Source organism: Pseudomonas tremae (assembly GCF_023278125.1).
Classification (GTDB): Bacteria; Pseudomonadota; Gammaproteobacteria; order Pseudomonadales; family Pseudomonadaceae; genus Aquipseudomonas; species Aquipseudomonas tremae.
In genome coordinates this window covers 1,082,073-1,094,142 of the sequence record NZ_CP066270.1, presented here as the reverse complement: position 1 = coordinate 1,094,142, position 12,070 = coordinate 1,082,073, and the positions used below count along the sequence as shown (strand labels likewise).

Annotated in this window: 11 protein-coding genes; 7 read left to right on the top strand and 4 right to left on the bottom strand. The window is 59.0% G+C overall.

Annotated features, from left to right (window positions below; genetic code table 11):
• Window positions 1-152 precede the first annotated feature (152 nt).
• The 7 genes from I9H09_RS05055 (at window position 153) to I9H09_RS05025 (ending at window position 7,240) form a co-directional block, all read left to right on the top strand.
• The gene (locus tag I9H09_RS05055) at window positions 153-1,709 is read left to right on the top strand and encodes an MBOAT family O-acyltransferase (RefSeq protein ID WP_005891335.1); all 1,557 of its coding nucleotides are present in this window, start codon (window positions 153-155) and stop codon (window positions 1,707-1,709) included.
• Between the two features lie 10 nt (window positions 1,710-1,719).
• Complete coding sequence (locus I9H09_RS05050; RefSeq protein WP_005891333.1) at window positions 1,720-2,895, top strand: alginate O-acetyltransferase; 1,176 nt, start codon at window positions 1,720-1,722, stop codon at window positions 2,893-2,895.
• Window positions 2,896-2,907: 12 nt separating this feature from the next.
• A complete protein-coding gene (locus I9H09_RS05045) occupies window positions 2,908-3,576 on the top strand; it encodes an alginate O-acetyltransferase AlgF (RefSeq protein WP_005891331.1) in 669 nt (222 codons plus the stop codon).
• Between the two features lie 119 nt (window positions 3,577-3,695).
• Entirely contained in the window at window positions 3,696-5,147 is a 1,452-nt protein-coding gene (locus tag I9H09_RS05040; protein ID WP_024671351.1) for a mannose-1-phosphate guanylyltransferase/mannose-6-phosphate isomerase, read from the top strand.
• A gap of 303 nt (window positions 5,148-5,450) precedes the next feature.
• A complete protein-coding gene (locus I9H09_RS05035; RefSeq protein WP_005891328.1) occupies window positions 5,451-5,804 on the top strand; it encodes a hypothetical protein in 354 nt (117 codons plus the stop codon).
• Window positions 5,805-5,938: 134 nt separating this feature from the next.
• Complete coding sequence (locus I9H09_RS05030; protein WP_024671352.1) at window positions 5,939-6,403, top strand: hypothetical protein; 465 nt, start codon at window positions 5,939-5,941, stop codon at window positions 6,401-6,403.
• A gap of 18 nt (window positions 6,404-6,421) precedes the next feature.
• Window positions 6,422-7,240 (top strand): SDR family oxidoreductase, encoded by an 819-nt coding sequence (locus I9H09_RS05025; protein WP_054998047.1) that lies wholly within the window; start codon window positions 6,422-6,424, stop codon window positions 7,238-7,240.
• A 50-nt stretch (window positions 7,241-7,290) separates the two neighbouring features.
• Here I9H09_RS05025 and I9H09_RS05020 read toward each other — a convergent pair whose 3' ends face one another.
• Genes I9H09_RS05020 through I9H09_RS05005 form a run of 4 tightly spaced genes read right to left on the bottom strand, consistent with a single transcriptional unit; the run spans window position 7,291 to window position 12,013 of the window.
• Window positions 7,291-8,151: an efflux RND transporter periplasmic adaptor subunit gene (locus I9H09_RS05020; RefSeq protein ID WP_024690118.1), complete on the bottom strand. Its 861-nt coding sequence runs from the start codon at window positions 8,149-8,151 to the stop codon at window positions 7,291-7,293.
• Window positions 8,152-8,173: 22 nt separating this feature from the next.
• Complete coding sequence (locus I9H09_RS05015; protein WP_005891319.1) at window positions 8,174-8,374, bottom strand: DUF1656 domain-containing protein; 201 nt, start codon at window positions 8,372-8,374, stop codon at window positions 8,174-8,176.
• Window positions 8,364-10,550, bottom strand: coding sequence for an FUSC family protein (locus I9H09_RS05010; protein ID WP_122347013.1), 2,187 nt, complete (start codon window positions 10,548-10,550; stop codon window positions 8,364-8,366). Before I9H09_RS05010 ends, I9H09_RS05015 begins: the two co-directional genes overlap by 11 nt.
• Window positions 10,547-12,013, bottom strand: coding sequence for an efflux transporter outer membrane subunit (locus I9H09_RS05005; RefSeq protein WP_053480734.1), 1,467 nt, complete (start codon window positions 12,011-12,013; stop codon window positions 10,547-10,549). Before I9H09_RS05005 ends, I9H09_RS05010 begins: the two co-directional genes overlap by 4 nt.
• Window positions 12,014-12,070 lie beyond the last annotated feature (57 nt).

Here is a 12,070-nt window from a genome sequence, read left to right as displayed (position 1 = left end):
AGACGTAGCACCAGACGACGCCTGAACGAGATCAGGTCTCGTTCGGGCAGCTTCGCCGACAAGCCGTGAAGTGACGTAATTTACCCCCCTTTTTTACGGGGGGTTTGGGGGGGCTTTGAGCCCTTGAATGTTGGACCAACGGAGAGATAAGGATGGTTTTCTCATCCAACGTGTTCCTGTTCCTGTTCTTGCCGATCTTTCTCGGCTTGTACTACCTGAGCGGGCAACGCTATCGCAACCTGCTGCTGCTGATTGCCAGCTATGTCTTCTACGCCTGGTGGCGTGTGGACTTTCTGGCGCTTTTCGTCGGCGTGACGGTCTGGAACTACTGGATCGGCCTGAAGGTGGGCGCAGCAGGTGTGCGGACCAAACCGGCGCAGCGCTGGCTGCTGCTCGGCGTCATAGTGGACCTGTGCATTCTGGGCTACTTCAAATACGCCAATTTCGGCGTGGACAGCATCAACGCGGCCATGACCTCAATGGGTCTGGAACCGTTCATCCTGACCCACGTGCTGTTGCCGATCGGTATCTCGTTCTATGTCTTCGAGTCCATCAGCTACATCATCGACGTTTATCGCGGCGACACGCCGGCGACACGCAACCTGATCGACTTTGCTGCGTTCGTTGCAATCTTCCCGCACTTGATTGCCGGGCCGGTACTGCGCTTCCGCGATCTGGCCGACCAGTTCAACAACCGTACCCACACGCTGGACAAGTTCTCCGAAGGCGCCACGCGATTCATGCAGGGTTTCATCAAGAAAGTGTTCATTGCCGACACCCTGGCCGTGGTCGCCGACCACTGCTTCGCCCTGCAGAACCCGACCACTGGCGATGCCTGGCTCGGTGCTCTGGCTTACACCGCACAGCTGTATTTCGACTTCTCCGGTTATAGCGACATGGCTATCGGTCTGGGCCTGATGATGGGTTTTCGCTTCATGGAAAACTTCAAACAGCCTTACATCAGCCAGTCGATCACCGAGTTCTGGCGGCGCTGGCACATCAGCCTGTCGACTTGGCTGCGTGACTACCTGTACATCACCCTGGGTGGCAACCGCGGCGGCAAGGTCGCGACCTATCGCAACCTGTTCCTGACCATGCTGCTGGGCGGTCTGTGGCACGGTGCCAATGTCACCTACATCATCTGGGGTGCCTGGCACGGCATGTGGCTGGCGATCGAAAAAGCGGTAGGCATCAACACCAAGCCTTACAGCTTCAATGTCATTCGCTGGGCACTGACCTTCCTGCTGGTGATCGTGGGCTGGGTCATCTTCCGCGCAGAAAACCTGCACGTTGCCGGCCGTATGTACGGCGCCATGTTCAGCTTCGGCGAATGGCAGCTGTCCGAACTCAACCGCGCCAGCCTGACCGGGCTGCAAGTAGCAACTCTGGTGGTGGCCTACCTCACTCTGGCGTTCTTCGGTCTGCGTGACTTCTACCAGAACCGTGAAGCCGACAGCGGCAAGAACAGCAAGGCCGACGGCCCTGCGACGGCGCAACCGGGCACCATCAAGGCGGTTCCTGGTGATGCTCCCGGCAGTCTGCACATGCCTGGTTACACCGTGGGCAGCGAAGCCCAGGTGCAACCGGCTTATTGGGAAGCCGACTGGCCACGTTACGCCATGCGCGCGCTGATTCTGCTGTTGTTCGTGGCTTCGATTCTCAAACTCTCGGCGCAAAGCTTCTCGCCGTTCCTTTACTTCCAGTTCTGAGGAGCCTGACATGACACGTTCATTACGAATCCTCTATATCGCCATCTTCCTGGCCATTCTGCTGGTCCTGGGCGTCTGGTCGCTGCGCAGTTTCAGCACGTTCTCGACCTCGGCCGAGACCACCGTGCTTAACGGCAAATGGACCAAGGCGGCGGAAACCCATTATGACGATGAGTTCCCGATCAAGCGTCTGGGCACCAACCTCTGGGCGGCGCTGGACTTCAAACTGTTCAACGAAGGTCGTCCGGGCGTAGTGCTCGGCAAGGACCAGTGGTTGTACACCGATGAAGAGTTCGATGCGGTTGCCAATGGTGAGCAGAACGAAGCCGACAACCTGGCGCTGATCCAGGGTGTTCGCGACGCACTGGAAAAGCATGGCACTAAACTGGTCCTGGCAATCGTTCCGGCAAAAACCCGTCTGTACCCGGAACACATCGGTGACACCAAACCTGCCAGCCTGCATGTCGATCTGTATCAACAGTTCCACGATCAGGTGGCCAAGGCCGGCATCTTTGCCCCGGACCTGCTGGCACCGCTGCAGGCGGCCAAACAGCAAGGTCAGGTCTTCCTGCGTACCGATACCCACTGGACGCCGATGGGTGCCGAAGTTGCCGCGCAGCAACTGAGCGCTGCAATTGCCCGGCAAACCCCGCTGGAAGGCGAACCTGAGCAGTTCGTCACACAAGCAAAGGGAACTGAAGCTTACAAAGGCGACCTGACTACATTCCTGCCACTCGATCCGCTGTTCAGCAATCTGCTGCCCAAGCCCGACGAGCTGCAGAAACGCAGCACTGATCCGGTAGAAGGCGCTGCGGCAGGCGATGACGCCCTGTTTGCAGACAGTGATATCCCGGTGGGTCTGGTGGGCACCAGCTACAGCGCAAACCCTAACTGGAACTTTGTCGGTGCGTTGAAGCAGGCGCTGCGCAGTGACGTCGTCAACTACGCCGAAGACGGCCACGGTCCGATTCTGCCGATGCTCAAGTACCTGCAGACCGATGCGTTCAAGAACACCCCGCCGCAAGTCGTGATCTGGGAATTCCCGGAGCGCTACCTGCCGGCCCACAACGACCTTGGCGAGTTCGATCCCAAGTGGATCGCAGAGCTCAAGAAGTCGCGTGACACCCAAGAAAATGTGGCACTCAACGCCAAACAATCCGAGTCGCCCAACCGGGCGCAAAACTGAGAGGACTGACTCATGACTTTTAACACTACTGCTAACCGTTCGACCGCAAAACGCCTTTTCAAGACCTGCGCAATGGCTGCCGGTCTGGGCCTGATGTCCCTGCAAGCATTTGCTGGCGACTCCGCCCTCTACGGCCCGACTGCCCCTAAAGGCTCGACGTTCGTGCGTGTCTACAACGCCAGCAGCGCAGAAATCAGCGCCAGCGTCGGCAACACCAACCTCAACGAAGTGGCGCCACTGGGCAGTACTGCGTTCAGCTTCATGCCACAGGGCGACTACACAGCCAAGCTGGGCAGCCAGAGCCTGCCGGTCAAGCTGGCGGGTGATCACTATTACACCCTGGTCAACAACGCCAGCGGCAAGCCACAACTGGTTGAAGAACCTCCGTTCAAGAACAAGCAGAAATCCTTGGTTCGCGTTCAGAACCTGAGCGACAAGTCACTGACCTTGAAAACCGCAGATGGCAAGACCGATGTGGTCAAGGCTGTAGCGGCCAAAGGCACCGGCGAGCGTGAAATCAACCCGGTCAAGGTCAGCCTGGCGCTGTACGACGGCGACAAGAAAGTCACCGATGTGAAACCAGTGGCGCTGGAGCGTGGCGAAGCCGCCGTGCTCTACATCACCGGCAGTGGCAGCAGCCTCTCGCCAGTGTGGGTCAAGCCACCGGTCGCAACCCGCTAATACGGATTATGCCGGTCGGTTCAAGGCATCAGCGTTGAACCGGCCCGCGCGGAACAAGAACAAGACTGAAACGACAGACACCTCGTACAGCCCTAATTGAATGCTTTTGGAGAAACAAAATGATTCCAGTTATCTTGTCAGGCGGTAGTGGTTCACGACTCTGGCCGCTTTCGCGTAAACAATTTCCTAAACAGTTCCTTGCACTGACCGGCGACCACACCCTGTTCCAGCAAACACTGGAGCGTCTGGTGTTCGAGGGCATGCAGGAGCCTATAGTGGTCTGCAACAAGGACCACCGCTTCATCGTCAACGAGCAACTCGCCGCACTTAACCTGAAGACCCAGTCCATTTTGCTGGAGCCTTTCGGCCGCAACACGGCGCCCGCCGTTGCGCTGACCGCCATGAAACTGGTCAACGAAGGCAACGACGGCCTGATGCTGGTGCTGCCTGCCGACCACGTCATCGAAGACCAGAAAGCCCTGCAACGCGCGCTGGCACTGGCGACCGTCGCTGCAGAACGTGGCGAAATGGTCTTGTTCGGCGTACCGGCCAACAAACCGGAAACCGGCTATGGCTATATTAAGTCCACTGCCGATGCCCTGCTGCCGGAAGGCGTCAGCCGCGTGTCGCAGTTCGTCGAAAAGCCTGACGAGAAACGCGCTAAAGAGTTTGTCGACGCCGGTGGCTATTACTGGAACAGCGGCATGTTCCTGTTCCGTGCCAGCCGTTTCCTCGAAGAGCTGAAAAAGCACGATCCGGACATCTACGACACTTGCCTGCTGACGCTCGAGCGCAGCGTGCTGGATGACGATGCTCTTGAAATCGATGCCTCCACCTTCGCCTGCTGCCCGGACAACTCCATCGACTACGCCGTCATGGAAAAAACCCAGCGCGCCTGCGTTGTGCCGCTGTCGGCTGGCTGGAGCGATGTCGGCTGCTGGTCGTCGCTGTGGGAAGTCAATGCCAAGGATGCCAACGGCAACGTGACCAAGGGTGACGTGGTTATTCAGGACAGCCGCAACTGCATGATCCACGGCAACGGCAAGCTGGTGTCGGTCATCGGTCTGGACAACATTGTCGTTGTCGAAACCAAGGACGCCATGATGATTGCCCACAAGGACAAGGTCCAAGGCGTCAAGCAGATGGTCGCCACCCTGAATGAACAGGGCCGCACCGAGACCCAGAACCACCTTGAAGTGTACCGTCCGTGGGGCTCGTACGACTCGGTAGACATGGGTGGCCGTTTCCAGGTCAAGCGTATCTCGGTCAAGCCAGGCGCCTGCCTGTCGCTGCAGATGCACCACCACCGTGCCGAGCACTGGATCGTGGTATCGGGCACTGCGCAAGTGACCTGCGACGATAACGTGTTCCTGCTCACCGAAAACCAGTCCACCTACATCCCGATTGCCTCGGTACATCGCCTGAAGAACCCAGGCAAGATCCCGTTGGAAATCATCGAAGTGCAATCGGGCAGCTACCTGGGTGAAGACGATATCGAGCGTTTCGAAGATATCTATGGTCGCTCGAATGTACTGGAAGCGGGTGTCAAGACACAGACTATCGCTCGTTGATAGGGTTTTAGCTACAAGCTACAAGCTACAAGCTACAAGCTACAAGCTACAAGCTACAAGCTACACAGCCTCCAGCGACTCATTGTTGCCGGGGGCTTTTTTTTGCGTGCCTACACATATTTGTAAACGGCTCGGTACTGACAGCGCTGTGAATTTCAAGTCACTGCAACCTGAAATACGCGGCGAATAGCCACTGTCATTTCTGTCAGTAGAAACCGCTCCTCATCATCTTTAGGATTGCTTGAACGTAACGGCCAGTCCCTCTCCAGCCAAAGCTACACGTTCAAACAGGAGCTATCAGATATGACTACGCAATCTGCACCAAGCCTTCCAGTCCCCTTTATAAAAGGCGCCTCAGCAAAAAACGAAGTTCCGTCGAACGCAGATATCACGTTGGTACTTCCAGCATTTACTGGGCCCACCTGTACGCAGGTAATGCTGACTTTGATAAGTGAGCCGGAAGACTTCAACCGTCAGATCAATCAACTGGTTGAGATAATGCAAGATAAAGATACTGTTGTGACCGTGTCCAATCTCAAGGATGGGAAAAAGATCTTCGAATCGTCGCATAAGGCTAAAATTTCAGGTTCCGTAGACGCCGGTAACGGCCAGTGGATTGAAACGCCTGAGTCTGTTACTTACACGTTTATCGACTAAAACCGTTTTAATACATCAGGACTTCAATGACGCCTCCCCAGGCGTCTTTTTTGTCGTTCTGCCTCGCCGCCCCATTGGTCAACCCATCCTCAATGTCTGTAGGATATCCAGCACTGCCCCTGCTGGAGACTCGTATGTTTATCGGCATCCTTTTGATCCTGACCTGGCTAATCCTGCTGCTCCGTTACCCGGCCAAGGCCTTGCAGGTCTCGCTGGCAGCGGCGGCCGGGCTGGGGATCGTGGCGGCCATCGTGATCTGGCAGGACAGCCGCGAGGCGCGCCAGCTCGAGCATCTGGAAATGCGCCTGAGTTACGATCCGCAAGGCTGCCCGGCAGATCGCCCGTTACAGGTCAGCATCACTAACACCAACCAGGTCGCTCTGCAGGAACTGCGCTGGCGGATCGCTGCCTATGCGCCGGGGGACTCGGTGAATCTGGCGGACAATACTTACACAACCGCCCGCTATCGCGGCCCCGGCGAACTTCAGGCAAAGGGCGCGTGGAAGGATTGCGTGCCGTTGCCTGTATTGCGCAGCGGCTATCGTCCACAAACCCTGGAATTTCGCGCCGAACATCTGCAAGGCAGTTTCTCGGACTGACCCTCAAGGACTTCACATATGCCCATTGCTCTGATCACCGGCTGCTCGAGTGGAATCGGCCGCGCCCTGGCCGACGCGTTCAAGGCCACGGGCTATGAAGTCTGGGCGACGGCACGCAAGACCGAGGATGTTGCAGCGCTGAGTGCTGCCGGGTTTATTGCGGTGCAGCTGGACGTCAACGACGCGCTGGCGCTGGCGCAACTCGCCGCAGGGCTTGAACACAGCGGGCTGGACGTGCTTATCAACAATGCGGGCTACGGTGCGATGGGGCCTTTGATGGACGGCGGCGTGGATGCCATGCGGCGGCAGTTCGAAACCAATGTGTTTTCGGTTATCGGTGTTACCCGGGCGCTGTTTCCGGCGCTGCGTCGCAACAAAGGGCTGGTGGTGAATATAGGCAGCGTGTCAGGTGTGTTGGTCACGCCGTTTGCGGGGGCTTACTGCGCGTCCAAAGCAGCCGTTCACGCCCTCAGTGATGCGCTGCGTCTGGAGCTGGCGCCGTTTGGCGTGCAAGTGATGGAAGTACAACCGGGCGCGATTGCCTCCAGTTTCGCGAAAAACGCCAGCCACGAAGCAGAACAGTCGATCAGCGAGCAGTCACCCTGGTGGCCGATCCGCGAAGGTATCCGCGCACGTGCCAAGGCGTCGCTGGACAACCCGACACCCGCCACCGTTCTGGCTAGCGAACTGCTCAAAGCGGTGCAACAGGCCAACCCGCCACGCCTGCTGCGCATAGGCAACGGCTCGCGCATCCTGCCGCTGATGGCGTGGCTGTTGCCCAAGGGGCTGCTGGAAAAAGGCTTGAGAAAGCGCTTTGGTCTGGATACTGATTTGTAGCGTAGAGCTTCACGACAGGCAGTTTTCTGCACGCTCCGCATCCTTGATGATCAGCCACCTGTTGGCCGGACGATCACGGTGCAGGTCATCCCCGCTGCCAGCAGTACACCTTCAGGCACGTGATCAAGATGAATGCGCACCGGCACGCGCTGGGCCAGGCGTACCCAGTTGAAGGTCGGGTTCACATCAGCGATCAGCTCGCGGCTTTGCGGATTATCGCGATCATAGATACCGCGCGCGATGCTTTCGACATGGCCCGCGAGCACTTCGCCGCTCATCAGTTGCATATCCGCCGGATCACCCGGTTTCAGGTGCGGCAATTTGGTTTCCTCGAAAAAACCGTAAACCCAGAACGAGTTCATGTCGACCACCGCCATTTTCGCTTCGCCAATGCGTGCGTAGTCACCGCGATGAACGTTCAGGTTGGTGACATAACCGTCCACCGCGGCCACTACCCGGGTGCGTGACAGGTTCAGTTGAGCGGCCTCCAGTTGCGCTTGCGCCAGCTGGTAATCGGCCAGCGCCGAGGTGGCCACATTGCTGGCGTCGTCACGATTTTCCGCTGAAATCACCAGCTCATCCATATCGGCGCGGCGCTTGGCGTTGAGCTTGCGCATCTCCCAGGTTGCCTTGCGAGACGCCAGCAAGGCCTGCGCCTGCCTGACGGCGATCTGGTAATGCTCGGGATCGATCTGCATCAACAGATCGCCGCGTTTCACCTGCTGATTGTCGCGTACCGGCACCTCCACCACCCTGCCGGACACATCGGCGGCCACGTTGATAACATCGGCACGCACCCGACCATCACGCGTCCACGGTGTATCCATGTAATCGACCCACAGCGCCCGACCGACCCACAGTGCCAAGGCGAGCACCAGCAAGGTGGCAATCAGGCTGAAAAGCTTTTTCATCAGGGAGTTCTCGACCCAGGCATCAACGATAAAGGGGCAGCGCCAAAGCGCCGAAAATGCAGACGAACAGGCTCAGCCGCAGCAAAGCCGGGTGCCAGAAATACCGATACAGATCGAAGCCGGCCAACAGCCGGTCCAGCGTCCAGCCCAGGACCATCGCGAGCAGAAACATCAGTGTCAGGGACGGCATGTATACCCCGTGGAACGCTATTTCACGTGGCATGGGCCTGTCCTGAAGCCGCTGGGTGCACGCCGTAGACGGCCAGCGGTGACTGTGTGTCCAGCAGCGAGGTGCGAATGAAGTGCAGGTAGCTCTTCACTCGACGCAACACGGATGTATCGAAGTGCGAGGCAAATGGCTCATCCGCTTCCTGCACGCGTTTGATCGCCTGATCGACAGCCAGCAGGCCGCGCTGCAGATTGACGGCATCGGGCTTAATGAACAGCCGGATCAAGGCCCGCCCCATCACCCGTAATGCGACACGCCAAGGCTGATATTCAGCGTAAGCGGGATGAACAGGCAGCGTGGCCTGTTCACGACGCAGTTCGATGATCGCGTGACCGTTTTCCAGCACCACGAACATCCAGCGCAGCAATTCGCGTTGCACCAGCGGCCTGCTGACGGCCAGACCATAGGCTTGGTGCATCAGGTCGCGAGTCTGGCTTTCAAAGCTTGAACCGAGGCGATTCAGCGGTGCGCTGATGGCGAACACCACTTGATTGCGCAGCGCCTGCTCCAGTCGCCGCCACATCCAGTGGCTATCGGGCGGCAGAATGATCGCCCCCGCCGCTGCACAGACCAGCATGCCGATGACCATCGCGAGGTAATCGTTGATGAAGGTATAGGGGTTGTAGCGGGTCAGGTTATCCGGCACCGAGCCGAGGCTGAAAAAGATCAGCAGTCCCAACCCATAACCCGCCCACTGCGGGCGCGAACCGAGGAACGCGCCGAACATGAATACCGGTGCCAGCAGCATGCACAACAGCGCAAAGCCATCGATAAGCGGGAACAGAAAGAAGGTTTCGACAAACCCCAGCAACGCACCGAGCAGCGTGCCGCAGGCCATCTGAAACGACATGCGCTTCGGGTTATTGGTGGTCGATGACAGCGCAACCGTCGCCGCCGAAGCCAGGGTCATGCTTGCGCCGCTGGGCCAGGCGGTCAGCACCCACCAGGCACTCATCAGCCCGACCACGCTGGTTGCGCGCGCACCCGCGGCCAGTGCAGTCAACCAATGGGTACGCGGCACGAACGACTCTTTCCATTGCTCGCGAACATGCGTGTGCTCGGCCAGCGATGCATGGGTGCGCGCGTAATCAAGCAATTCGCTGATCAGCCGGTACAGCAGCTCGAATGCCGTATGGAAATCGAGCCGCTCGGCATCACTCGGTGCCGCTTGCTCAAGCTCGGCACGCAAGCGTCTGACGAGGTCGGGCCATTGCGCTTTGCAATACTCCAGCTGACTGACCAGTACGCAGGCATCATCAGGGATCAGGGCGAGGCCAGCGAACCTGTCCAGCAGGCCGGCCAAGTGTTCAAGACCAGGATCGATATGCGTCAACACGGCCCCGGACTGCCCGTTGCGAAGCCGTTCAAGCAGTTGATGCAGCGCGTTGAAGCGCGTGGTGACAGCCATGAATTCGCTGTTCAGCCGATTAAGCCGCCCATTGCGCCGCCGCATGTGCGGGTCTTCGAATACCGTGACGCTGCGCATGCCCTCCAAACCGATAGCCTCCGCAACGAAGCGTACGTTGCCGGTTTCAAACGCAGCGCGTGATGTATCGCCGCGCAAGCCTTCTGTCACGAAACGCGCAAATACCCCGAAGCGCAGATACAGCGCGTTACGCATGGCGGCACTGGCGCTTTGCGGCAATATGGCAGCACTCACCGCCGTGGCGCAGAGAATCCCCAGTGTAATTTCCAGTACGCGCCAGACGGCGGCCATGAATGCCCCTTCAGGGTGCGCCAGCGCAGGCAGGCCGACCATGGCGGCGGTATACCCGGCGAGCACAAAACCGTAAGCACGAAAGTTACGATAACGCGCAGCGCCCGCAGAGCAGGTGCCGACCCACAATGCCAGACAGCCGAGAAACGGCACCGGGTCCTGGGCAAACAGGGCCATCAACAGCACCATCATGGCCGACCCGGCCAATGTGCCCAGCAGTCTATAGAAACTCTTGGCGAACACCTGCCCGCTCTGCGACTGCATGACGATGAACACCGTAATTATCGCAGTGTGCGGTTGCGGCAACTCCAGCCGCAGTGCCAGCCAGTAGGTCAGAAATGCAGCGATCAACACCTTGAAGATGTATATCCATGTCACCCCGTCACTGCGCGCCCAGCTATTGAATTCTCGGCGCCAGGGCAAAACGTGAAGGCGTTGCAGGGTGGCGATCATTGCAGCGCAGTCCCGCGATCATCGCCTGCCGACAACCCGCCTCCCAGCGCCACCACCAGACCGGCATACGCATTCAATCGCGCCGCCTCGACCTGCTGCTGGATTTCCTGTTGATGGAAGAGTCGCGTGCGTGCGTTGAGCACGTTCAGGTAATCGGTCAAACCGCGTTGCCAGGCAATAAGCGCAATGTCATAGGTCTTCTGCGCCGAGGCCACCGAGCGGGCCGCGAACACCTGCTGTTTGCCCATCGATGCGCGCCGAATCAACTGATCGGAAATGCTCTGCAGCGCTGTCACCAGCGTCTGGTTGTAACGCGCCACCGCCAGGTCGTACCCGGCCGACGCCTCGCCCAGCTCCGCTCGCAAACGTCCACCATCGAAGATAGGCAGGCTGATCGCCGGGCCAACCTTGTAACCCAGCTTGCTGCCAGTCAGAAACTCCAGCATGCCGCCGCCCGTGGCCATAAAGCTCAGGCTGCCAACCAGATCGATGTCGGGATAAAAGCTTGCGCGGGCCACATCAATACCCCGCGTTTGCGCCTCGACCTGCCAGCGCGCAGCTACCACGTCAGGGCGCTGCCCAAGCAGCTCGGCCGGCAACGCGGAAGGCAGGCTCAATGCGCTGTGCAACGATAGCGCGGGCCGTTGCAGACCGGCGCCCAGCCCAGGCCCCTTGCCAGCCAGCGCTGCCAGTTGATTGCGGTTTAGCGCGATGGCCTCTTGCAGCGCATCGATCTGCCGGTGGGCTTCAGGCAACGACGTTTCGGCCTGACTGACATCGAAATGCGTACCAAGCCCGCCCTTCAGACGACGTTGCGCCAGCTCGAGTATCTGTTGCTGCTGGTCCAGCGCGGCCTTGGCGATGTCCAGGCGCGCGTAATTCAGCGCCAGTTGAATATAGGCGCGAACGATATTTTCCTGTAATTCGAGTTGTGCCTGGCGCAACTCGGCAGCACTCACATGCGCCATGTCGAGCGCCCGCTCACTGGCGTTTTGCTCACGCCCCCATATATCCAGTGAGTAACTCAGGCCCAGCGACGCATTGTTGTCCCAGGTGCGAGTATCGGCCAGCGCGCCTGGACCATAAAACTGATCGTTCGGCCAGTCGTGACGTTGCAGGCTGGCATTGCTCTGGATGTGCAGCGATTCGTCCGACTCGGCAATGCCCGCCATCGCCTTCGCCTGCCTGACTCGTGCCGCAGCCATTGCCAGACTCGGGCTGCCGAGCGTTGCAAGTTCGACCCAGCGATCAAGTTGTGCGTCCCCATAAGCACGCCACCATTGCGCTGTGGGCCAACGTGCGTCGAGTGCAGCGTGCTGGATAGCCTGGTCAGTCGCCAAAGTGGCGGCGGGCAGCAGCCTTTCGTGCGGTTTGATTCCGTGAGTCCCGATACAACCGCTGACAATCAGCGTCAAAGCCAGACTACCGAGGGGCTTGAGCCCTCTGATGATGCGCGACGGCACAGCTGCGAGTTCCCGACAGGAGGTGATACACCTTGAATGGCGGCGATTCTAGGCGGC